The sequence below is a fragment of the Paenibacillus sp. FSL R7-0331 genome, assembly GCF_000758645.1.
GTDB classification, from domain to species: domain Bacteria; phylum Bacillota; class Bacilli; order Paenibacillales; family Paenibacillaceae; genus Paenibacillus_AQ; species Paenibacillus_AQ camerounensis.
In genome coordinates this window covers 3,076,640-3,099,974 of sequence record NZ_CP009284.1, presented here as the reverse complement: position 1 = coordinate 3,099,974, position 23,335 = coordinate 3,076,640, and the positions used below count along the sequence as shown (strand labels likewise).

Genomic DNA, 23,335 nt, shown 5'->3' with positions numbered 1-23,335 from the left:
ACTTGAATAAACCTCTTGAACGCTTATGGACCCAATCCTTCGTAACGCTTACCCTATGCAATCTGCTGCTGTTCACCGGCCTGCAGATGACGTTATCTACCCTGCCGGTCTATGCAAAAAGCAGCCTTGCAGCTACCTCTGTGCAGATCAGCCTGGTTACCAGCCTGTTTGCTTTAAGCGCGATCGCATCCCGGCTGTTTGCCGCCAAAGCAATGGAAAAGGGTGGACGGAATCTGCTGATCTTCCTCGGTGTCTCCCTTTGCCTTGCAGCTGTTACAGGCTATTACTGGTCCGGTACTATAACCGTCCTGCTGCTGATGCGCGTGCTGTTTGGCATCGGCTTCGGCATGGCCAGCACGGCTTTTCCCACAATGGCATCTGATATTATTCCCATCCGCCGTATGGGTGAGGGCATGGGTTATTTCGGCTTGTCCACCAGCCTCGCTATGTCCGCAGGCCCGCTGATCGGACTCAGCCTGCTGCAAGGCCCCGGATTCGGCTCACTGCTCCTGGGAACCGGCTTATCCTTCATCATTCTTTTGCCGCTGGGCTACCGCCTGACCAAGGGGCTGCCGGCTAATCACAAGGAGCCGGCACCGGAAGCTCTGCCAGGGCCTAAAAGCAACCTTTTCCGCAAGCTGCTCATTCCCTGCCTGCTCAATCTTCTGCTGTCCATATCTTATGGCGGACTGCTTGGTTTCCTCGCTCTATACGGACAGGAGGCGCAGCTGGAACATATCGCTTACTTTTTCCTGTTCAATGCTGTGGCTATCGTCATCATTCGTCCGTTATCAGGTAAAATCTATGACCGCTTTGGTCCCGCAGCTCTGCTGATACCCGGCAGCCTGTTCATTATCGGCGGACTGCTGCTGCTATCCTTTGCTTCCTCAACCGCTGCACTATTTCCGGCAGCCATCTGCTACGGCATCGGCTTCGGCTCCATGCAGCCTGCGCTCCAGACCTGGATGATCCAGTCTGTTGACCCTAGACAACGCGGGATGGCTAACGGGATGTTTTTTAATTCGCTGGATTTAGGAGTCGCCATCGGCACCATGATTCTCGGCTCCGTAGCCTTATATAACTCGTATGCAGTAATGTACCGTTATTCCGCACTGGCGCCTTTGCTCCTGCTGCTCCTTTACACCGGCGTGTTCCTTGTACAGCGTCGCAGACGCTCTGCTTCCGGTCCGCTGCAGACTGGCAAGTAATCCGTATACAGGCTAACGTGCCCTCTGCGGCATGCTGAGCGGCAGCTTGAATTGCTTTTTCTCACTCTGCCCGCTGCCGCCCTGATTCTTTTTGCCCGGCTTTACTGCGAGCAGTATAAGCACTCCGCCTGCCGCACTGACTGCGGCCATTGTGCCAAACAGCAGCCAAGGCCCCCTTGACATCAGCAGCGAAACAACCGGCGGCCCCAGAGCCACACCGATGAACCGCATGCTGCTGTACAAGGAGGTGATGGTACCGCGGTTCTTCTGGTCAATTCCTTCCGTAATCAGCGCATCCATACAAGGCAGTGCTATGCCGATACCGATCCCCCCTGCACTCAGCAGCCCCACCAGCCAGTAAAGTCCCGAGCCGAAGACTGTAATAACCATAGCCGCAGTCACCAGGAACATTCCTCCGCAGCCGATCCACTTCATCCGCGGCTTATTCTGGCCGATTATTTTACCGCTTCCGTAAGAGGCAAGACACAAGAGGGCTAGAGGAATGGCCAGTACAAGACCTTTCATGACCCCGTGGATGTTATATTTGCCTTCGAGTGTTTCCGATAAATAAAAAAGCACACCAAAAGTTACGAACATACAAATTCCGCCGATGGCAAAAATAGCATACAGCCAACGGCCGTGTTCCCGCAGAATTGCAACAATGCCTGACATAAAATCTTTTAGGCCCTGCTTTTCCCTATCCCGCTTCGGCTCTTTAACCAGAAACAGCACAAGCAAAAAAGAAATAATACATAATACCGGAATGGAAATAAACGGTGCATACCACAGTAGCAGCCCCAAATAAGCACCGAGTATCGGACTGAGCACCTTCCCGAAGGTATTAGAGGTTTCAATCAGGCCGAGACCTTTGCTTACCTGCTTTTCATCCTTGAACAAATCCCCTACAAATGGCAGTACAATGGGAAAAGCCCCTGCCGCACCGATACCCTGCAGCACACGCCCGCCCATTATAATCCAGTAAGCGGTAATCCCCTTTGTGAACCAGGCAGCAGCGATACATACGGCTCCGCCTGCAGCGGCAATAATCAGGCTGGGCATAATAATTTTTTTGCGCCCGAACCGGTCAGAAAGATAGCCCGCAACCGGTATCATCAGAATCGCCATCAGGCCGTAAAGCGTGATCAGCAGACTGACCTGAAAGGAACTGATGTGCAGCTCACGGGAGATCTGCGGAAGCACCGGAATCAGCATAGAGTTGCCTAATGTCATAATTAGGGGGATGGATGCCAGTGCCGCAAGATCCCATTTTTTGTCCTTCATGGATTGACCACCTTTGCTGTCGTTGACAATCCAGATTAGTGTGCTTGGTTGCGTACTGATGTATTCATACAAGTAGAAACGGGTATGCCGTCCTTCAGAGAAGGCGGTAACCGTTCCTGCGAGAAATATAAGGATTATTGATAGCGTAAAACATATAAATTCTTATATTTTAAAAAAGACCCAAGCCCTTCTCTAAATGATGAAGGGCTTGGGCTGTATTGCTGGAAAGAAACATCGTAAGTACTAACCTAAAATCGAATCTCCTTCTTCTGACTGTTCTGCCCCATCAGGCAGAAAAGAGCTGGGTTTGCCCAGGCTGTAAATATGCAGCAGATGCATCGCTCTGGTGCAGGCTGTATAGAACAGCTTGCGTTCATTTTCCCTGCCGTATTTTTCATCAGAGCCGTCATAGATGATAACCGCATCAAACTCTACGCCTTTGGCCAGATAAGCGGGCAGCACCAGTGTCCCCTTCTGGAAATTCGGAGTCTCCTTGGTCACCAGCCGCACCGGCAGACTGCTCTGCAGCTTGGCATGCACCTCGGCGCTTTCTCCGGCAGTTTTGCAGATGACTGCCACATAATGATAGCCTGCCGCATGCAGACTCAGCACATCCTGCTGAACCGCGGCAAGCAGCTCTGATTCCGTACGGGCTACCGTTACTGACGGGGCTTCGCCCCGGCGGTTAAAGGGAACAATCCGCTCTCCGCCTGGAATCATTGCCCGGGTGAACTCCACAATTTCATATGTGGAGCGGTAGCTTCTGGTCAGGGAAATCACCTCTGTATTCTCCTCGCCGTATACACTGACGAGGCTGGACAGGTCACCGAGCACCTCACCTTGGGCATATATAGCCTGATTCAGATCACCCAGCACAGTCATTTTGGCCCGCGGGAACAGGCGGCGCATGAATTCCAGCTGGAACGGCGAGTAATCCTGAACCTCATCGACAATGACATGGCGGATCAGCGTATTCGTCCGGAAGCCCTGGCTCAGCTCCTTCAGATACAGGAACGGTGTAGCATCTTCATAAGCCAGCTCCCCTGAGCTAACGGCATCAAGTGTATGCTCACAGATCTGGACCCAGCTGGCCGGCAAACCGGCGCCGGCATTCAGGTCCTCCATCAGCCTGAGGTCCGTAAACAGCCGGCTGTACAGTCCTTTGACATCTACGAACCGGCCGCGTTTGGTCCAGCCGCGCAGCGGCTTCAGCTTCTGGCTGACAATATAGCGTGCCAGCATGCTTTTCTCCGTATCAAAATCATCAAAGCTTTCTTTGTGCCCGCCGCCCTTGCGGCGGGTCATATGATACGCCCGCTGATAATCGCTGGTATCCAGCAGCTCCATCTGCTCTTCCACCCACGACGCCCCGCGTTCTTCCACACTGAAGGCAGCGATTTTTTTTAGCAGCCAGCCGGTCATCAGATCAATCCGGTTAGCAAGCTTGATCGCCGGGTCATAGGAATAGAACTGCCGCTGCATCTCTTCCTTGCTGACGATGGCTTTTCCCTGGAACGTAAGCGGCTTAAACAGCATGCCTTCATGCTCCAGCAGATTGACATAGCGCCGGATAGCATCCAGAAATGCAACGGAGGATTTATAACCGATTCCTTCACGGCGTATAGATGCCGCAGGGTCATCCGGCGCTGCCAGCAGGCTTTCTGTCTGGCTGAACACATCCTCCAGCTGAAATTCCTGGCCGAGCCTGTGTTCCAGGTACATCTGAAAGGTGGTCTGCTGCATGTTTTCTTCACCCAGCTCGGGCAGAACGGTCGAAACATAACTGTTAAACAACGGATTCGGCGAGAATAGCAGCATCTGGTCAGCCTGCAGCACCTGGCGGTATTTATAGAGCAGGTAAGCTACGCGCTGAAGCGCCGCTGAGGTTTTGCCGCTGCCAGCCGCCCCCTGGACCACCAGCATACGGCTGCGGTCATTGCGGATTACGGCATTCTGCTCCTTCTGGATTGTTGCTACTATGCTTTTCATGCGGTCATCCGCACTATGGCTGAGCACCTGCTGCAGCAGCTCATCGCCGATTGTCATTCCGGTATCAAACATTACTTCGATTAGTCCGCTATCAATTACGAACTGGCGCTTAAGCTTCATCGTTCCGCTTACCAGCCCCCCCGGAGTTTCATAGGCGGCCGGACCGGGTGCTCCATCGTAGTACAGGCTTGATATTGGCGCCCGCCAGTCGTATATCAGGAACGTGCCGTCGTCCTCCATTAATGAGCCGATGCCGAGGTAGATCTGCTCTGCTTCCCCGTCCGGCTGCTCTGAGAAATCAATCCGGCCGAAATAAGGTGAATTCACCAGCTTCCTGTATTTCTTAAGCGCTTTGCTTGATTGCAGATGATGACGCTCGCGTTCATTCAGAATTTGCGCCTGCTGCCGGAGGCTGGTTGAGGTTTCCCCCAGATCATCCGGGCTGCTGAAGTTAACCGTAACCTCTTCCCAGAAGTCCTTGCGCATATCAACAACATCGGAACGGTGCAATCCCAGCTCCTCAGACAGCCGCCGGATATGGGCTGACAGCAGTCTCGTAATCCCCGTTACCCGTGCCTGTTCCTCTTTCCATTCATGATCTTGCTTTTCCAATGTATTTCATCCCCTTTAAAAGGCTGTGCTTCGAGTATATTTCTGTCTTATTCCTTCTCATCATGGTTTGCCCGGTTTATCTGATCGGCCAGCCGGTCAAGCCGGTCAAGCTGGTAACCATAATCATAGATTGCCGCCGCCACCACTGACAAGCGCAGCTGTCCTGCTTTTTCCGGATTATAGCCTTGGATCGCCGCTTCCAGGAATCTGTCATTGTCTTCATTGAGCGGCTCCGAATCGTTGGCCCCCCGCTTCAGCTTGTCTTCGAATTTAAGCAGAATATATTCATGATATTTAATCAGCTGCTCCAGGTGACGGTCAAACAGCTCGTCGGTCCGCTCCGTCCGCTCTGCCTGGAAATAGTGCCTGTCAATCGCCTCCAGCACCTCAAACCCCTTTTGCAGCGTCTGCAGCAGGTTTTTGTAAACCACCATCTGACGGGTCTGACTGTATTTTGCCCTGCGCAGCTGTTTCTGCTCCTCCTCGAACAGGGCGTATTTATCAGCAAGCGCCTTGATTGAGCCTCCGAGCGCATTTTTTTCATCGCGGAACACGCTTTCCTTCATTTCGTGAGATACCGCGGTCCGCAGCAGCAGCGAAAGGCTGGTAAACACACTCTCAATCTGCTGAATGTACTGCTTGCGGGGCTTGGGCGGAAAGACGCTGATATTAATAATAAAAGCAGAGACAATCCCGGTCAGTGTGAGCAGGAAGCGGGTCAGCGCAAACTCCCACTGTCCGGAAGCCTCCATCACGGAGATAACGGTAACCAGAGTCAGGCCGATCGTGTCGGCCCGGTTCATTTTCATACTGATCATAATGACCAGAATACATACAAGCCCGACTGCAATCGGCTCATTGGATAGGAGCATCCCGCCAAGCAGCGCAAGAACAGCTCCCATAGTACTCGTCTGGATCTGGTCCAGAAAATACCGCCACGAACGGTATATGGACGGCTGCATGGCAAAAATTGCTGCAATCGCCGCACCGACAGGAGAAGAAAACTGCAGCAGTGCGGACAAATAAAGGGACAATGTAACTGCCATGCCTGTTTTTAAAATGCGGGCGCCAAAAGCCAAATCCATCCCTCCTAAAGTTTTGTATAGCATAGGCTGCTTTGTATTTTCTACGGCAAAACTCGTATCGTAAGCATCCGTTTTGATGTGAATACTGAAGTTAAATAATGCCTCTTATGTATATCCTTTTTGTGTTACGTCAATCTCTATAAGGGTACAGATCTAATTACCCATGATGCAGCCCGGCGAATTTTAGCGCTTTAGCGGGCAAGCAGCTTAACGGTAATACTGTATACGGCAGTAACCATTCCATATGTAGAGGTGAACGCATGAGTAACAAGATTAAAAAAATAACTGTATTTGCCGCAGCCGCCATGCTGTGTCTGACTCCGGCAGCCGCTTATGCCCTGAACGTTACAGAAAATGCTCCTGTTTCGTCAGCTGGCAGCAACGTTTCCGGAACAAAACAGCCGGCCCGCCAGCATCACAATAAAGGGTTCCGGGCCGGCGGGCATTTTATTCTGAGTGAAACGGCAAAGCTCCTGGATATGGACCGCAAAGAGCTGATGGACAGCCTGCGGAGCGGCAAAACCCTCTACAGTCTGGCCAAGGAACAAAAGGGCTGGAGCGAAGAGGAATATATCCGTAAGCTGAGCGAGGCAGCCAGCCTTAAGCTGGACGAGTCCTTAAAGGACGGACAGCTCACCAAGGATGAGGTCAAGAAGCTGAAAGCCGGCCTGCCGGCGCTGCTGAAGCTGAGCATCTCCGCTTCAGCCGGTAACCATGCAGGAGCGCCCGGAAGGGCGCCTACCCCTAACCGGTAAACCCGGGATACGGGCATCTCAGCCTTGGCAGGCTGCAGATGTCCGTTTTTTTGTCATTAAGAATGATTGGCTCTACATTCCGCGCCGGGAATTACGGTAAGCCTCAAAGCAGGCTATAGACAGCATCAGCCAGGCTCCGCTTGCCGCATATCCGCCGATGACATCACTGGGGTAATGAACCCCCAGATAGATGCGGCTCCAGCCTATGCCGATTGTCATAAAGACGGTGAATAGAATCAGTATTAACCGTTCTCTTTTCTTACGCATATGCCGCCACAGCAAATACGCCACCGCCCCGTACAGAGAAAAGGCTGCCATGGAATGACCGCTTGGAAAGCTGTAGCCTGCCTGCTGGATCAGCCGGTGAATATCAGGGCGTTCCCGGTGAAACCATTGCTTGAGCAGAATATTAATGAGCTGCGAGCCAATTCCAACCCAGAGGAACAGCACCAGCTCCATCCGGTGCTTGAGCAGGAAGAACAGCAGCGCTATTGTAACGAGCGAAATGATAACAGCAAGCTTGGATGAGCCGACCAGGGACAGGCTTTTGGCCAAAGAGGTTAATCCGGGTGACTCCGCTGATTGTACGGCATGGATAATTGAATTGTCAAAATAAGCTGTTTTGTTCATTGCCACAAGCAGGGCAATGACGATAAACATTAATGCAAACCATAAAGAGGAACGAAATCCCCTGGACCACTGCCGGTAGTGAAGCATAACTTACCCCTTATCTGATAGGTATTCTGTGAACCCGTTGCCTGAGAACCGCCCTCCCGTGATATAATGAACCGGAAAACAATTTATATAAAGATGGAGTGCTGCCAAAGTGGAAAGCCTAAAGCTGCAGGAACGTTTGTTGAATCAGTGCATCTCAACAAAGGTGCCCGTTACCATTTTTACGACGAACGGAGTTAAAATGCAGGGACTCGTTACTTCTTACGACGCCTATACCATTACCCTGACAGGACAGGGCGACGGCAGACAGAATGTACTATTCAAATCCGCAGTCTCCACTGTTGTACCGCTAAAGCCTGTCTCACTCAAGTAAGATCAAAAGGAACACCGGAGCTTTCCCTTCCGGTGTTCCTTTTTTCTTGCTGTCAGTCAGCTATACGGCCGTTCCTGGCTCAGACCGGAAATACTGCCGGCTTCACGCAGACCGGCTTAGATGTCTCTGCTTCATTCCCGGTAAAGCTCAGCCGTCCGGTTGCTGTATCAAGAGAGAACACAACCAGGTTATTGCCGTCCCGGTTCGCCACAATCAGATACCCACCATCCGGTGTCACTGTGAAGTGCCGCGGATGGCCTCCCCGTGTAGACACATGCTGGGCCAGTGTAAGCTCTGCTGTCTCAGCATTCACGGCATAGACAACGATGCTGTCATGACCGCGGTTGGAACCGTAGAGGTAACGCCCGTCTTTGGAGAAGGCGATCTCCGCGCAGCCGTTATTAGTATAGGAATAATCATCAGGCAGTGTCGGCACCGTAACAGATGTCTTTAAGACACCGGACTCACTGTCATACAGGAAAGAAGTAACCGTACTGTTCAATTCATTAATCACATAAGCGGACTTTCCGTCCGGATGAAATACAAAATGACGCGGTCCTGCACCTTCAGCCACCTTGATCTCGCCCTGAACCTCAAGCGTACCGGCATCCCTGTTAATATGGTAAGTACGGATCAGGTCAAGGCCAAGGTCAGAGACAAACAGGAAGCGCTCGTCCGGGCTGAAAACAGCCGAATGGGGATGCGGCTTCTCCTGGCCGGGTACCGTTCCTTTGCCGGTATGTACAGCAGTATCTGTCAGCCGCACCGGATTTCCGTCAGCATCTACACTTAGCAGGCCTACAAGGCCGCCGTGATAGCTGCATACAACCAGATAGGCACCGTCTGAATCCCTGTTGATATGGCAGGTAGTCGTCTGTCCTGCATCAGAAGCAGGCATCGTTGAGATCCGGCTCAGTTCGGTAAGCTTGCCGGTCTGCGGGTCGATAGACAGGGTAACAACCTCTCCCTCTTTTACCCCTTCACCGTTAAGCTTCTCACTAATGGCATACAGCCGGTTCTTGGCAGTATCCACATTTACAAAGGTAGGATTGGCAATTCCCTGAACACTGTCCAGCAGCTTCAGCTTACCGCCAGCCCCTCCGTCAAATTCATACACCTGTACCCCGTTATCCGTTGTACTAGCATAGGAGCCGGTAAACAGCAATAATCTGGAATTTTCTTTCATCTCGGTTTTCCCCCTCCATTAGTCCATCCGGTTTTATATACAGCCTGGCTCTCGTTCAAACAACAGCCATCTTTATAATTTACAATTTTTCAGCGTCTATGACAAATGCAACGGAAAAAATGACAAAAAACATTTCAAAAATAAGACTTCTCAAAGAAAAAAGATTATGTTATAATGAAAGCGCTAACACGCGTCGTTAAAATTGTATAAAGGGGGAACACGAATGAGCAGCCTGCTGGAAGCCAGAAATGTATATGAGGACTTCGAGGTGGAAACAGACATTCTGTTCTTTAAGGTCGGGGACCATGATCTGGTCATTTTTCACGGCAGAAACTATAATATTAAAAAGAGAATGTCTGCCGAGCAATTGAACCGTTTGTTATCGAACTCCAGCTATTATCATGTTTACGGAAGCTGCTATGTAAATCTGAATAAGATCAGCGCCATCGAAGACGACTGCATCTATTTCGGAGAAAAGGGCCTCTACGCCAAAAACGTCCGTGTTCCCAGACGGAAACAGGAAAGCATCCGCCATCTGCTGAAAGGGCTTACTTCTTGAGAGCGTGAATACTCTGAGAGTATAAGAATGCAGAAAAAAGCTGGCCTTATGCGTTCTTTTACTCCCTGCTTATAAGCCGGAAGCGCACGGGAATCCCATGTGCTTCCGGCTTTTTCCTTTATCTTAATGAAATCTTAAAAAGCTTTTATGCTTTTTTATACTTTCTTAAGGTTTGGAATCCTGATTTCTGGTAAAGTTGTAGAAAGACAGGCATCACCTATATTGAAGGGAGTCATTAATTCTAATGGACAAAAAAGAATTTGAAGGTAATGAGCAATTGAACAACAACGGTACACCGGAAGAAGCATCTGCTTCCGTAAACAACAATGAAGCTTCAGTTGAAGCAGAACAGGTTCCTGCAGCTGCAGAAGCAACGGTTCCTGCGGCGCAAGAAACGGTTACACCTGCTAATAAAGCTGCAGCAGATGCAGCACCTGAGACTGTTCCTGTGATGAGCAAGGTTGGCGGCGGCAACATACCTCCTTCCTCCCCAAAAGGCGGCAAGGGCTGGATGATCGCTTCGATCGTACTTGCAGCAGCACTGATTATAGTATTAATTAAACCGCCTTTCCAAAAGAGTGACAACAGCACTGCAGTCGCTACCGTTAACGGGGCAGATATTACTAAAGCGCAGCTGTATGACAAGCTGGTTGAGGCCGGCGGTGAGACAACCCTGCAGAATCTGATCACCACTACACTTGTGGAGCAGGAAGCCAAAAAAGCCAACATTACGGTTACCGATGAGGATATCAATGCAGAGATTGAAGATCTGAAAACCCAGTTTGGCGGAGAAGAAGCGTTAAATGCCGCTCTGGCCCAGAGCTCAATGACGCTTGATGACCTGAAAGCTCAGATGCCGCTGCAGGTAGAGATCCGCAAGCTGCTTGAGCCTAAGATAACTGTAACCGATGAAGATATTTCGGCCTATTTCGATGAGAATAAAGCCTCCTTTAATCAGGAAGAAGAAGTTCAGGCTTCCCACATCCTGGTTGCTACCAAGGAAGAAGCTGATGCCATTGTGAAGCAGCTTAAAGACGGTGCTGATTTCGCAACCCTGGCTAAAGAGAAATCTTCTGATACAGGCTCGAAAGAGAACGGCGGCGATCTTGGATTCTTCAAAAAAGGCGACATGGTTACTGAATTTTCCGACGCTGCCTTTGCCCTTAAGGTAGGCGAAACCAGCGGTGCTGTGAAGAGCGATTACGGCTACCATATTATTAAGGTAACAGACCGTAAGGAAGCTAAGGAATACACGCTGGAAGAAAAGAAGGAAGAAATCAAGAAAACGCTGACTTCCCAGAAGGTGTCCGAGATGTCCTCCACCTGGCTGCAGGATCTGACTACAAACGCTACTATTACTAACACGCTTACAGATGAGCCTGAAGCCTCTGCTTCCCCGGCTGCAAGCGCAGAAGCTACAGAAGCACCAGCAGCTGAATAAACGCGCTTTACAGCAAAAGGACCGGCGGTTTAACCGTCTGGTCCTTTTGCTATGCTATTGGCCGAACTGAATGGTGACTTCTACTCAGCAGTTTTCTTGCGGATCTGCTTGTCGCGGTTCTCTCCCCACTCTTTAGCCTGCGCTGTGGCTATAGCAATAGCCCGCCCCTCCCCGTATCCGTCCTCCAGCAATGCATTGGCAATTTCAATCGCCTTATTGCGCACCGGCGCCATGAAATTTTTCAGGGAATCCGGGTAATTCTCTTTGTGCCAAGGCATAACAAAAACCTCCTTAACCAGGCTATAGTCCATGAACTTGTCATAGTACTACTTATCCTGATTAAGGAGGGTCTAAACAATAGGGGTAAGCTTATTTATGCACCTTTACACGGTCTTCGATCGGCTGGAATTCTTTAGGTCCCGGAGCCGTTACAGTCTTACCGAACGGCAGCTGTGCAATCAGCTTCCATTCTGCCGGAATGCCGAAGGTTTCCTTCACTTCATCATCGATCAGCGGGTTATAGTGCTGAAGCGAAGCGCCCAGACCGGCTTCTGAGAAGGCAGTCCACACTACAAACTGCAGAATACCGGAAGACTGATTGGACCAGACCGGGAAATTCTCGGCGTACAGGGCAAAGTTCTCCTGCAGATTTTTCACAACTGTCTGATCCTCGAAAAACAATACCGAGCCGTAACCGGCTTTAAACGAAGCCAGCTTTTGGGCAGTGCCCTCGAATTGCTCAGTCGGCACAATTTTACGGAGTGTTTCAGCCGTGATATCCCACAGCTTATCATGCTGTTCGCCAAGCAGAACTACTGCTCTGGAGCTCTGGGAGTTGAATGAAGTCGGGCTGTGCAATACAGCTGCTTCAACAATTTCTTTAATTTTATCATCAGAAATCGGGGATTCCTTGCTGATTGCATACACCGACCGTCTTGCTTCTACCGCTTCCAGAAAAGTCTTAGACATAAAATAACTACCTCCATTTATTTTAGTAACTAACTTTTGTATATCTTAACACTTCTATTCCGATAAAACAACACCTATTTCATAAAAAATCCAGAACCGGAGCTCTGCGGCAACTCTTATTCTCGCTAGATTCATGCTATTTATACGCCTTCCACTATTTTCTATAATCACTTCAGGCTGTTTCGAAACATCTGCCGCATTCAGGTATACAAATCAGCCCCGGATGAGCTACAATTATTCAGCAAATTTGCTGAAGGAAGGTCCTAACAATGATATTTCCCGCTCTTAGAAACCGGTTTTTGTTCAAAAATACACCCATAATAGCCCTTACCTTATTGCTTGCAGCTGCTTCTCTTCTTTCCGGCTGCAAGGACACAAAATTGTCATCTAATGCTTCTGAAGCTGCTTCCAGGAACTCCGAAAGTTTCCGGACCGGGGTACAGCCTGTATCCTTCTGGGTAGCAACGGATACACATTATCTGGACAAAGCACTGCAGGACGGCGGTCCGGCTTTTCAGAGCTATGTAAGCGGCGGAGACGGTAAAATGCTGCCTTACAGTGATGAGCTGATGGAGGCACTAATCCATGACGCAGAAAAGGCTAAGCCGCAGTTTCTGATCCTGAGCGGCGATCTGACCAATAACGGTGAAGCAAGCAGTCATACAGAGCTTGCGGCAAAGCTGAAGCGCATCGAAGAACAAGGCACCTCTGTCTATGTTATCCCGGGCAATCATGATCTGTTCAACCCGTGGTCCAGATCCTTCAAGGATGATAAGCAAATTATAGCTGAGCATATTACGGATGCAGATTTCACAGAGCTGTATGCCGATTTCGGGTACAATGAAGCCATTTCAAGGGATAAGAACAGCCTTAGCTATGCGGTTAATGCCGCACCTGGCTTATGGCTGCTGATGATTGACAGCAGCCAGTACATGAATAATCTTAAGTATGGCTTTCCGCAGACCGACGGCCGGGTACTCCCGGCAACCTTAGCCTGGATGAACGACTGTGTGAAGCTCGCTGCTGAACAGCACGCCTCCATCATAACCGTCATGCATCACAATCTGCTCAGCCACACCTCCATGCCTGTCTCCGGCTTCAAGCTTAATAACAGCCAGGAAACGATGACCGCATTACGTAAGGACAACCTTAATCTCGTATTGTCCGGTCATATTCACATGCAGGATATCCAGCAGGACCCTTTGGCCGGTCAGACTGCAGCAGACGGCTCAGAGGTTACGCCGGTCTTTGATATCGCCACCAGCGCCTTTGCAGTCAACCCGCATCAATATGGTGCAATGACCTTTGACCCGTCGTCCCGGAAAGTCACTTATACAACAGCCTCCGTAGACGTCGGGGGCTGGGCTGCTGACAATGGAATAAAGGACCCCAACCTGGTAAACTTTACAGCATATGCCGAAAAGTCGTTCGCAGAGGGCTCCTATAATAAAGCGATGAAGAATCTGGCAGAAAGCGGCTTAAGTGAAGCAGAAAAGCAGTCGATGGCAGAGATGATGTCTGCTTTAAATGTCAACTATTTTGCCGGAACAGCCGGTAGTAACGCAGAAGCTATTAAGGCAATGCCGGGGTATCAGCTCTGGCAGAACCAGAAGGAAGGCTTCATGTCAGGCTACATCAGCAGTATGCTGAAGCCTAAGGAGCTCAGCAATACAGAACTGGAATTGACTCTTACCACGCAGTAGGCTGCTGTCACTGCAGAAAGGGGGCTATGGATGACATCACGAATCGTACCGCTGCCTGAGAGCGGCTTTCCGCTCAAGCTGTCCCAGCCGGCGCTGAGGGCGCTGGAGAATGCCGGCTACGACAGGCTGGAGCAGCTTACTCAGGTCAAGAAAAGTGAGCTGGCCAAGCTGCACGGCATGGGTCCCAGCGGAATTGCCATGCTGAAAGAGGCACTTGACGCCAGGGGGCTTGATTTTTCCAAATAACAGCAGTCATCAGCAAAAAGCCGGAGCCCCGCTAGTAGGGAACTCCGGCTTTTCTTATTAAGGCTGTGAATTATGGCCGCTCAATCCAGATATAGCCATCCTCGTCCTTCTCGACTGTTGCATGCAGTGCTTCGGCAAGCACCCGTAAAGGAACATTAGCATCACCGTATTCGTCTACGAATACAGGCTGCTGCAGCTTCACAGAGGCCCCGTTAACGAGCGCCCGATCCGAACCGATTTTGAAAACGATTGTATCACCGTATACGTCATCGGTTACCGTAATCGACTTATCTGCACCGTTCCAGGTAATCCCGGCATCCAGATCCTCTGCTACATAACGCAGCGGAACCCAGGTCGTACCTCCAATGTTTACAGGATAATAGTAGTAATCATCATCCGGTTCAATGATTAGGGTCCTGGCTGTAATCTTGAGATCATCTTTCAGCACGTTGTACACGGTCGAGCCCTGCTCAAAGTTACGCAGCGTTTCCCCCGGTGTAAGCTCAGTGCCGGACAGATCCACCGCACCCTCCTTGCTGATCAGATCCGCTGTAACTGGCCCGTTTACATTCCAGGTCTGGCTCTCCGATTTCACGGAGATGCTCTTCAACGGCAGATCCTCACTGGCCGGCAGGGCTACTGTAAGGTCAATATTCTGCTTGCGTACATGGAACCCGCTATCAACAAACAGATCCACCTGGAGCTTTGTATCCTTGCTCAGCACAGTAGCCAGTTCAGGTGTTGTCTCATAAAGATTTTCGAGCTGTTTATCATAGACAAGCAGCAGCGCATCCACAGCAAGCTTGGCTGCATCATGTGCCACAGTTACTACGCCTTCCTTGTCCTCCAGCGGAATCTCACCGAATCCAAGGTAATCCAGCTCGTCATCTGCTCCTGAAGCAATCAAAATCGGGTACAGATAATCATATAAACCGCCAATCAGCGCCGTAAAGCCTTCTGTATCCTTAGACACAGATTTCAGGAAACTCTTCACCAGCGCTGGCAGCTCATCACCTGTAATTTCGGTATGTAGCTTTGTCAGGTTCAGCTGCTGTCCATACACAGATTCACTTACCGATGTAGCGCTGATTGCTGCCGGATTCGGCAAATTCTTAACCACAAATTCACTGACAAGCTTGGAAATATCCATCAGCTTGCTCTCATCCAGCCCCTCTACACCGAGTGAAGCTTCGTAGCTATCAAGCGGGAAGTAGAATGGCTGCTTAGCTCCTTCAGCATTGAGCACAACTGCTTCCTTGTCCATAGACAGATTGAAAGGTACTGTCGCCTGCTTGTAGGTAACGGTTCCGGCAGCAGATACATTACCGTTATCCTGCAGCTTTACATGGGCAATATTTACGGAAAAAGAATTAATAAGTTCGATCATTTCCAGATCCTCGGCACTGATTCCGTCAGCCGGAACAGCATTTAAGGACAGTGTGGTACTTGATTCCACTGATTTTACATTCAAATCCCCCAGCAGCGCCTTATTTACATCCAGCCCGCCTACAGTTTGGCATCCTGCCAGAATAAGCAGCATGGCCAATACCGGCAGCAGCCATTTGGTACCCTTCTTCATTCTTCTCATAGCATGACTCCTTCATCGGTTATTTGTACATCTATCCATCAACTCATAAGAGGAAGGATTCGCATCCATACGCAATGTATCCCGGATCACGGGACTTATCAGAGCATAAACAGAGTTTTCCATTGAATATTTACCCATTCCTGGCTATTGAGAATCTTTATCGCAGCCAAAATGGCGAGATGGGCCGGATAAAAGGACCACCACACCCAGCGGGGCAGCCGTTTTCGTTCAATGTAGGTCCACGCAACCGGAAATACGGCAATAATAAGGGTCGGGACAATACTGTACATCTGGACAAGCCAGCCGCTGTAGAACAGATAGAAGCCGTTCAGCAGAAAATGGGCAAGAATCAGATAATAGGAACGTGCATAACGGAAGATCAGCACCAAAAGCAGACCATAGGCGTTGTAATCCAGCGGCAGCATATCCATCACATAGACAGCAATCAGAACAACCGGGATGCTTAGCCAAAGGGACGGCAGCTTATCCAGAATCACAAGCACAATTGCGGAGAGCAGCAGTGTAAAGACGACATTCCAGCCGCCCGGATCCAGCGCTAAATTGTACGGCACCTGAGAGATGACTGCAATCAGCAGCAGCCGCAGCAGATATTTAGGTGTTGATTTAGTATGTATATGCCCCTGAACCAGCGCGTAGCAGTAGATCGGAAAGGCGATTCTTCCTACGATTCTCCAGCCCATTTCATAAGGAAAAAAAATGTAGCCGGTGTGGTCGATCAGCATAGTGAGCATTGCGATAATCTGCATCTCTGGCCTCCTGTTATACGAGCTTTATGAGTGTTATTATCCAATGCTTTGTCAGGCAGTGCAAGCTCCTATACTATTTCCATAGAATGCAACCGTTTTCCTGCATCAGAATAACAGGTCTGATGAGTAGCCTTCACCCTCCAGCAGATCATACTCAACCATGCGGTAATCATCCAGCAGCTGCTGCTGCCCGGAGGACAAGGCGGTGAGCGGACCATCAGCGCCGATCAGAGCAGATTTGCTTAATCCCGGGATCTCAGCCTGAACCTGTTCGAGCAGCTTATAATAGGGAGGCAAGGACAATCCGGACAGCCGGAAGACCGCCGGCCCCAGAAATGCGGGGCTTATTGTCCCTAGCGGCTCTGCACCAATATCAAAGTTCGCCAGTATCATCAGCTTGGTTTCATGCTTAAGCCGCGGCTGATTGTCCCAGCCGCTCTCTGTGTAGATGCCGGCGCTTAAGGCCGGCAGATGATCGCCCCAGAATACGGCAATGGTCGGCTTGCCGATTGTCAGCAGCTCCTGCTGCAGGAGGGCCAGCGCCTCGTCTGTAAGCCGGGTGTTCTGGACATAGGTTTCTATTTCATCCTTATACTCCGGCTGAACACCGCTGACCGTAATGGTATTTGGCCCGTTCAGCCCTTTGGTGAACGGAAAGTGGTTCTGCATTGTTACCAGATGCAGAAATACCGGCTCTGCTGAAGATTGTATCTGCCTTACAGCCTCCAGCACGGCAGACTTATCCGAAATATAACCATCCGGTGTAATCCGCCCTGCCGGTCCGAAATCCTTTTCGCTGGTAAAGGAATCAAAGCCCAGCACCGGATAGACCCGGTTCCGGTTATAGAACGTTTCATCAAACGGATGAACCGCAGATGCCTTGTATCCCCGCTCCTTCAATATGCTGACAATAGACGGCAGAGTGTTCATTTTGACAAGCCTCTGCTGGTATGGAATGGCCCCGTCCTTCAGGAAGTACATGGATAGCCCGGTCAGTGCTTCAAATTCGACATTGGCCGTATTTCCGCCGAATTCAGGCGAGAGCAGATAGCCTGAGGGTGACCTGGATTCCTGCGAGTGGATAAAGCTGAGCGGGTCCCTGCTAAAGGTCAGCCCGTCTAGCCTTGTCGGGTCGAAAAAGGCTTCGTCCATCATGAACAGAATATTAGGCTGTCCTTCAGCAGGAAGAGCAGCCGTAGTATCCGGCAACTGGCTGTATTTGGCTGCAATCGTTCCGATCGCCTGCCGGCTGTACCCTTCCGGCTGCTCCATCAGATTCTGCCGGAGATTACCTGTAAAGGCGTATAGAAAACCGTTCTGTGTATAGTTCACCTTCTGATTCCAGAAGATGTTCTGATACTTCAGCGCAGATGCAAATGAGTTCTGTCTGCTGACCATTGTGATAAAACCCGCAAGCATAATTACAGATACAGTGCCGAGCAACAGCCTAAGCGGCAGGCACATCTTCACCTCAGGCATCCTATGCAGTATCCATATAAGCGCAGCAACGATCAGTACAGCTGACGCAAGCATCAGCGGCGAGATCATGCCTTTTGTAATTTTCCCCATCTCCCCGGCATTTTTGAGCAGCAGCAGATCCCAGGGGAACAGCGGCTCCCCGGTTGTCGCCAGCTTGTTATAATCTGCAGCTCCCAGAGCTGCACCCAGCAATAGGATAAGTCCTGGCCCGATATACATATTGGGCAGAAGAACTGCTGCAGCCAGCAGCAGGAAACAGAAAAACAGGCTGCCGGTTATATACAGCAGCGGATATTCACTGATCCAGTTCAGCACCTTTACCGGCTCCAGTCCAAGTGAGGTTGCCTGCAGATAGAAATTCAGCAAAAAACCGCTCAACAGCAGAAATACCGTCAGCATCCAGTAACGCTTTTGCAACAGCTTGTAACGCAATCAAACCACCCCTATCTATACTGAACGTGTAGTATACGCCATCAAGCTTAATTTCCCATTAAAAAACGGCCTTTTGCTGCAATTTCTGCTGCCCCTATTCTTCACAGCCTCCACACGGGCGTATACTTCCCCCTTTTAGAAGACAGCAAAAAGCGGGCTGCAGCCATTATGCTGCAACCCGCTCTGATGGATCTGCACAGCAGAGTCCGGTTCAAGCTGTTTATCTTACATAAAGACGGCTGGTTTCTTCCCAGAACTCTCCCGGCGCAAGACTGAACAGGCCGATTTCATCAGCAGGCAAGTCAACCTTCGGCGCGTTAACCAGGTTAATCTGCGGTTCAGGACAGAAGAAGCCCTCGGTCGCCCCGTTGTTCCAGATCATCCACTGCTTATACGAAGTGCCTACATCATAAACCAGTGTTACTCCGGCCTTACTGTCAGTAAGCTCCATCCGGTTCCGGCCGTTTTGTGCAACTGCGGTATAGTGGTTGTCCATTGCCGCATAAAACGGATACAGGCCCTCATCCCGCAGAGCAATTTCGTCAGCGGTCAGCTCCTGGAAAGCTCCTGTAGGCAGCATGCGCTCATTAAGCTCCCAGCGTTCGCCGATCGTCAGCTTCACCTTGTAATCCTGCGGAGTGCTGCCCGGCGCAAACGGTGCATTAATGGCGGTATGGAACGCCAGCAGACACGGCATCAGCTCTTCACCGTCATTGTGCACCAGCAGCTGCTGGGACAATCCGCCCTCACCAAGCGTATAGCGCAGCTTAACCGTGTATTTGAACGGCAGATATTGATAGGAAGGATGATTCTCATCCACCTTGATGGCTACTGTGACGAAGCTTTCGCTTTTGCCGCTGCCGAATTCCTCAACCTCCCAAGCTGCCGTATGTAAAAAACCGTGCAGATGGTTACCGGTAGCCGTCTCATTTACCGGAAGCTGATAGGTCTTTCCGTTAAACGGGAACTCCCCGTCCTCATAACGGTTCGGAGGGAACAGCACCGGAATGCCGTGAATCCCCGGACTGGCCTTGAACGCCTCCATTTCTTCAGCACCGGGCTCATGCAGGAAACGGTATCCGTTCTCTGTATCGCGGTAGCAGATCAGGTTGCCTCCGATTCCCGGCAGAATCGCAGCTTCATAACGTCCGGCCTTCAGCCAGACCGCAGCTTCCCCTTCAAATTGTCCTTCATAGGCTGTAATCGACATTGTAAATTTGTTCTCCCTTCCATATCCTCAAAATGACTCTCTTAGATAGATTAACACATCTTGGGAAGCGGTAACACGGCATTTTTACAATTGTTCCACTTCAACGCTCATGACATGTTCGATTTTTTTCACATCATAATAAATTTCTGTCGCATAATCATGGTCAGGTGCCGACAAAACCATATCGATCAGCTGTCTGCCGTCGTCCAGATCCTTGATTTTCATCCGGCGGATGGTCCGGCCCGGTTTCCGTGATTTACGCTGTTCCGTCATAGGACGTCCTTCAATTTTCTGAATGACCTCAGTCAGCACATAGTTGGGCTCCATGATGATTTTGACGGAGATTTCATGCTTGTTAAGCACCTCGGGGCCAATCGCCTTGATCAGCAGTGGAACTGCGTTAACCGCGAACATCAGCAGTACCACCGCGTAACCCGCCTCCAGATAAAAGCCTGCGCCTACCGCGATTCCGATCCCCGAGGCAGTCCAGATAAGTGCCGCTGAGGTCAAGCCCGATATGGCATCTCCGCCCCTGCGCAAAATCACACCGGCCCCCATGAAACCGATCCCGCTGACAATCTGTGCCGCCAGACGCATCGGGTCCATTGTAGGGTGCTCCGCCCCGCCAAACTTGTCGTAGGCATGGATGGAGACAAGTGTCACAAGGCAGCTTGCAATGCTGATAACCATGCTGGTCCGGATCCCCAGCGGTTTCTGCTTCAATTGCCGGTCAATGCCGATGAACAGCCCGAACAGCATGGCTACTAGCAGTTTTATAATTGATTCAGTATGCAGATCAATACTCATGGCTCCTCCTCTAAGAAAACAGATAGAATCAGTATACCTGAAAATAGCGTCCAGGTTTTACCCAATTTAAAATAAAAAATAAAGAAGAAACGCACGCCGCTCTGCTGCAGGCCGCATTAACCCCTAAAGGCTCGTGCAGCACTGCCGCGGATGGAATCCGTTTCTTCGGAAGGAGGAACTATTCTTTCTATTATATGCCGGGCATTTGCTGATTAGAATGCAGATGTTCATGATCTAACCATGCAGCAGTGACTCAGCCCCGTCACAATAGATTTCTGTACCCGTAATGTGGTCGGAATCGTCAGAGGCCAGAAATACCGCCAGCTTGGCTACCTGATCCGGCCGACCCGGCCCTTCCTCCAGCGGCTGATCACCCTCAGGGAAATCCACGGGAATCTGCACTTCCCTCAGGTCCTCAGACGGATAAGTATTGTCATCAATATTAGTTGTGATGGCTCCGGGACAGATAGCGTTGACTCTGATCTTGTACTGGGCCAGTTCAAGCGCTGCCATTTTCATAAATGCGACCTGTCCTGCCTTAGTGGTGCTGTAAGCCGAGAAGCCGATGTTGGAGAAAACCCGGTTTCCGTTAATGGAGCTGTTGATCAGAATGCTGCCGCCGTTATTTTTCAAGTGAGGGATTGCATATTTCACAGTTGCAAAGGTTCCCCGCAGATTAATATGAAGGGTCTGATCCCAGTCATCCATTTCCATCGTTTCGATCGGTGCCATCGCTCCGTTAATTCCCGCATTCGCAAATACGATATCCAGACAGCCCCATTTGGCTGCAGCCTGATCTATAGCCTCTTTTACCTGCTCCGGCTGTTCAATATCACACTCGATTACAATGGCCTCTCCGCCCGCTTGCTCTACCTGCCGTTTTACCTTTTCGGCATTATCGGGCGTCCGGTCAAGCATAACCACCTTCGCGCCGTTTCTGGCAAATTCGAGAACCGAGGCCTTACCGATTCCGGAACCGCCGCCGGTTACGACCGCTACTTTGCCTGCTAATTTATGCTCTGCCATTATTATGTCCCCTCCAGTTGTTGTTCTTTCATTACTTTACCTCATGTGCATGAAAGTGAACCGGGACCGGGGAATTTTGACTTCCGGAATAAAAGGCCGTGCCTCCAGGCACTTCCCTATCGTATTTCAATCGCCGCAGCTGTCAATACAGCTACAACAGAAAAAGACTTGAACACAGTCTGTTGCTTAACTGTGTCCAAGTCTGTAACCTGGTTACCGGGGACCTTCCTTATCCCAGCATCATCCGGTCATCTGCCAGCTTCTGGCCGCTGATCGCTTCAAATTCGCCCAGCAGGCGTTCAACGGTCAGATCCTGCTTGCGGGTCTCGTCGATATCTAGAATTATGGACCCTTTGTCCATCATAATCAGACGGTTGCCCAGACGGATGGCCTGCTCCATGTTATGTGTAACCATCAGCGTGGTCAGCTTCATTTCACGGACAATGGATTCCGTCAGCTTCGTAATCAGGTCTGCACGGGCAGGGTCAAGCGCCGCCGTATGCTCATCCAGCAGCAGAATCTGCGGCTGGGTGAAGGTTGCCATCAGCAGACTCAGCGCCTGCCGCTCTCCTCCGGACAAAAGCCCGACTTTAGCCCGCAGCCGGTTCTCAAGACCAATGCCCAGACGGCTCAATTGCTCACGGAATACGGTACGTCTGGCTGCATTCACACCAAAGGCCAGGCCGCGGGTCTGTCCGCGCTTGTAGGCCATCGCAAGATTCTCTTCAATCGTCATATGCGGTGCTGTACCGGCCATCGGGTCCTGGAAGACCCGGCCGATCCAGCGGGCCCGCTGGAACTCAGACAAATGGCTGATTGAATTCCCTTCAATCCGCGCTTCGCCTAAATCCGGCTTCATCACACCGGAGATCACATTCATCAGTGTAGATTTGCCTGCGCCGTTACTGCCGATGATGGTTACGAAATCACCGGCCTTCAGCTCCAGGTCGATGCCCAGCAGGGCTATTTTCTCATCGGGTGAACCGGGATTGAACAGCTTAGATACATTATCAAGCTTTAGCATTGGCTGCTCCCCCTTTCTTGCTGCGCAAGGCCTGCTCCGCCAGCTCAGCTGTACGTCTGCGTGCGGTGCTCTTCGTCTTCAGATACCGCTGAACCGACGGGAACAGCAGGGCAACAATAACGATAATGGCTGTGATCAGCTTCAGATCAGAGGCTTCGAGCCAAGGCACACGCAGGGCGAGTGCCACAACGATCCGGTACACGATCGAGCCGAGCACTGCTGCCAGTGTAGCACGGAAGACGCTGCCTGCTCCAAAGATCGCTTCCCCGATGATAACAGAAGCTAAACCGATAACGATCATACCAATACCCATAGATGAATCGGCAAAAGTAGAGTACTGGGCGATAAGCGCACCCGAGAGTGCAACCATGCCGTTCGACAGACTGATGCCGAGAATAGTCGTAGTATCCGTGTTGACCCCGAAGCTGCGGATCATACGTGAATTGTCACCGGTAGCCCGCAGGGCAAGTCCCAGGTCAGTCCGCAGGAACAGATCCATCAGGATTTTGACCAGAATGACAACAAAAGGCATAACAAGCAGCGGATTGATGGAGCTGAACAGCGTGTTCTCGCCCATCAGTGAAACGTTGGGTTTGCCGAGAATCCGCAGATTGATTGAATAAAGCGCAATCATCATGAGAATCCCGGACAGCAGCCCGTTGATCTTACCCTTAGTGTGCAGCAATCCTGTACACATCCCTGCCAGCATTCCGCCAGCAAGCGCACAGAGCGTAGCCAGCCAAGGCGCTGCTCCGTTCGTAATCATTACAGCGGCAATAGCCCCGCCGGTTGTGAAGCTTCCATCCACAGTCAAATCAGGAAAATCGAGAATCCGGAACGTAATGTAAACCCCTAAAGCCATAAACGCATACAGGAGGCCCATTTCCACGGCTCCGAGCATTGAATTATACATTGGTGAC

The 23,335-nt window shown here is 50.7% G+C and carries 22 protein-coding genes; 7 read left to right on the top strand and 15 right to left on the bottom strand.

All coding sequences use genetic code 11. From position 1 onward, the window contains the following. The first annotated feature begins 2 nt into the window (after positions 1-2). Positions 3-1,208, top strand: coding sequence for an MFS transporter (locus tag R70331_RS12850; protein ID WP_042176004.1), 1,206 nt, complete (start codon positions 3-5; stop codon positions 1,206-1,208). Between the two features lie 12 nt (positions 1,209-1,220). Here the strand turns inward: R70331_RS12850 and R70331_RS12845 are convergent, their stop codons facing one another. The 3 genes from R70331_RS12845 to R70331_RS12835 form a co-directional block, all read right to left on the bottom strand. Continuing rightward, complete coding sequence (locus R70331_RS12845) at positions 1,221-2,489, bottom strand: bacillibactin exporter BcbE (protein ID WP_042176002.1); 1,269 nt, start codon at positions 2,487-2,489, stop codon at positions 1,221-1,223. Between the two features lie 243 nt (positions 2,490-2,732). Further along, a complete protein-coding gene (gene helD, locus R70331_RS12840) occupies positions 2,733-5,090 on the bottom strand; it encodes an RNA polymerase recycling motor HelD (protein WP_042175999.1) in 2,358 nt (785 codons plus the stop codon). A 47-nt stretch (positions 5,091-5,137) separates the two neighbouring features. Then, the gene (locus R70331_RS12835; RefSeq protein ID WP_042175997.1) at positions 5,138-6,169 is read right to left on the bottom strand and encodes an FUSC family protein; all 1,032 of its coding nucleotides are present in this window, start codon (positions 6,167-6,169) and stop codon (positions 5,138-5,140) included. 266 nt (positions 6,170-6,435) lie between these two features. Here R70331_RS12835 and R70331_RS12830 point away from each other — a divergent pair, with 266 nt between their 5' ends. Further along, positions 6,436-6,930 carry a hypothetical protein gene (locus tag R70331_RS12830; protein WP_042175995.1) on the top strand — a complete coding sequence of 165 codons (495 nt, stop codon included), beginning with the start codon at positions 6,436-6,438 and terminating at the stop codon, positions 6,928-6,930. Between the two features lie 72 nt (positions 6,931-7,002). Here the strand turns inward: R70331_RS12830 and R70331_RS12825 are convergent, their stop codons facing one another. After that, the gene (locus R70331_RS12825) at positions 7,003-7,647 is read right to left on the bottom strand and encodes a phosphatase PAP2 family protein (protein WP_042175994.1); all 645 of its coding nucleotides are present in this window, start codon (positions 7,645-7,647) and stop codon (positions 7,003-7,005) included. Between the two features lie 109 nt (positions 7,648-7,756). Here R70331_RS12825 and hfq point away from each other — a divergent pair, with 109 nt between their 5' ends. Continuing rightward, entirely contained in the window at positions 7,757-7,978 is a 222-nt protein-coding gene (hfq, locus tag R70331_RS12820; protein WP_042175992.1) for an RNA chaperone Hfq, read from the top strand. Positions 7,979-8,057: 79 nt separating this feature from the next. On the opposite strand, the gene R70331_RS12815 is transcribed toward hfq, so the two are convergent. Then, positions 8,058-9,164, bottom strand: coding sequence for a lactonase family protein (locus R70331_RS12815; protein ID WP_042175989.1), 1,107 nt, complete (start codon positions 9,162-9,164; stop codon positions 8,058-8,060). Between the two features lie 223 nt (positions 9,165-9,387). Between R70331_RS12815 and R70331_RS12810 the strand changes: the two genes are divergently transcribed. Then, positions 9,388-9,723, top strand: a complete 336-nt coding sequence (locus R70331_RS12810) for a LytTR family transcriptional regulator DNA-binding domain-containing protein (RefSeq protein ID WP_039872696.1) — start codon at positions 9,388-9,390, stop codon at positions 9,721-9,723. Between the two features lie 244 nt (positions 9,724-9,967). After that, positions 9,968-11,164 (top strand): peptidylprolyl isomerase, encoded by a 1,197-nt coding sequence (locus R70331_RS12805; protein WP_042175988.1) that lies wholly within the window; start codon positions 9,968-9,970, stop codon positions 11,162-11,164. Positions 11,165-11,244: 80 nt separating this feature from the next. On the opposite strand, the gene R70331_RS12800 is transcribed toward R70331_RS12805, so the two are convergent. Both R70331_RS12800 and R70331_RS12795 read right to left on the bottom strand, forming a co-directional pair. Continuing rightward, positions 11,245-11,442, bottom strand: coding sequence for a DUF2188 domain-containing protein (locus tag R70331_RS12800; RefSeq protein ID WP_042175986.1), 198 nt, complete (start codon positions 11,440-11,442; stop codon positions 11,245-11,247). 91 nt (positions 11,443-11,533) lie between these two features. After that, a complete protein-coding gene (locus R70331_RS12795; RefSeq protein ID WP_042175984.1) occupies positions 11,534-12,133 on the bottom strand; it encodes a nitroreductase family protein in 600 nt (199 codons plus the stop codon). A gap of 380 nt (positions 12,134-12,513) precedes the next feature. On the opposite strand from R70331_RS12795, the gene R70331_RS12790 reads away from it, so the two are divergent. Both R70331_RS12790 and R70331_RS12785 read left to right on the top strand, forming a co-directional pair. Further along, positions 12,514-13,836 (top strand): metallophosphoesterase, encoded by a 1,323-nt coding sequence (locus R70331_RS12790; RefSeq protein WP_197071427.1) that lies wholly within the window; start codon positions 12,514-12,516, stop codon positions 13,834-13,836. A 30-nt stretch (positions 13,837-13,866) separates the two neighbouring features. Then, positions 13,867-14,082 carry a helix-hairpin-helix domain-containing protein gene (locus R70331_RS12785; protein ID WP_042175981.1) on the top strand — a complete coding sequence of 72 codons (216 nt, stop codon included), beginning with the start codon at positions 13,867-13,869 and terminating at the stop codon, positions 14,080-14,082. A 70-nt stretch (positions 14,083-14,152) separates the two neighbouring features. On the opposite strand, the gene R70331_RS12780 is transcribed toward R70331_RS12785, so the two are convergent. The 8 genes from R70331_RS12780 to R70331_RS12745 form a co-directional block, all read right to left on the bottom strand. Beyond that, a complete protein-coding gene (locus R70331_RS12780) occupies positions 14,153-15,670 on the bottom strand; it encodes a copper amine oxidase N-terminal domain-containing protein (RefSeq protein ID WP_052419041.1) in 1,518 nt (505 codons plus the stop codon). 98 nt (positions 15,671-15,768) lie between these two features. After that, positions 15,769-16,437, bottom strand: coding sequence for a TraX family protein (locus R70331_RS12775; RefSeq protein WP_042175979.1), 669 nt, complete (start codon positions 16,435-16,437; stop codon positions 15,769-15,771). Positions 16,438-16,542: 105 nt separating this feature from the next. Continuing rightward, positions 16,543-18,348: an LTA synthase family protein gene (locus R70331_RS12770; protein ID WP_042175977.1), complete on the bottom strand. Its 1,806-nt coding sequence runs from the start codon at positions 18,346-18,348 to the stop codon at positions 16,543-16,545. 220 nt (positions 18,349-18,568) lie between these two features. After that, on the bottom strand, positions 18,569-19,558 hold the full coding sequence (locus R70331_RS12765) for an aldose 1-epimerase (RefSeq protein ID WP_042175974.1): 990 nt from the start codon (positions 19,556-19,558) through the stop codon (positions 18,569-18,571). Positions 19,559-19,642: 84 nt separating this feature from the next. Beyond that, on the bottom strand, positions 19,643-20,365 hold the full coding sequence (locus R70331_RS12760; RefSeq protein ID WP_042175972.1) for an MgtC/SapB family protein: 723 nt from the start codon (positions 20,363-20,365) through the stop codon (positions 19,643-19,645). 234 nt (positions 20,366-20,599) lie between these two features. Beyond that, positions 20,600-21,391 (bottom strand): SDR family oxidoreductase, encoded by a 792-nt coding sequence (locus R70331_RS12755; RefSeq protein WP_042175970.1) that lies wholly within the window; start codon positions 21,389-21,391, stop codon positions 20,600-20,602. Positions 21,392-21,620: 229 nt separating this feature from the next. Continuing rightward, positions 21,621-22,415 (bottom strand): ABC transporter ATP-binding protein, encoded by a 795-nt coding sequence (locus R70331_RS12750; RefSeq protein WP_042175967.1) that lies wholly within the window; start codon positions 22,413-22,415, stop codon positions 21,621-21,623. After that, positions 22,402-23,328 carry an ABC transporter permease gene (locus R70331_RS12745; protein ID WP_042175965.1) on the bottom strand — a complete coding sequence of 309 codons (927 nt, stop codon included), beginning with the start codon at positions 23,326-23,328 and terminating at the stop codon, positions 22,402-22,404. The genes R70331_RS12750 and R70331_RS12745 overlap by 14 nt, the downstream gene beginning before the upstream one ends. Between the last annotated feature and the right edge of the window lie 7 nt (positions 23,329-23,335).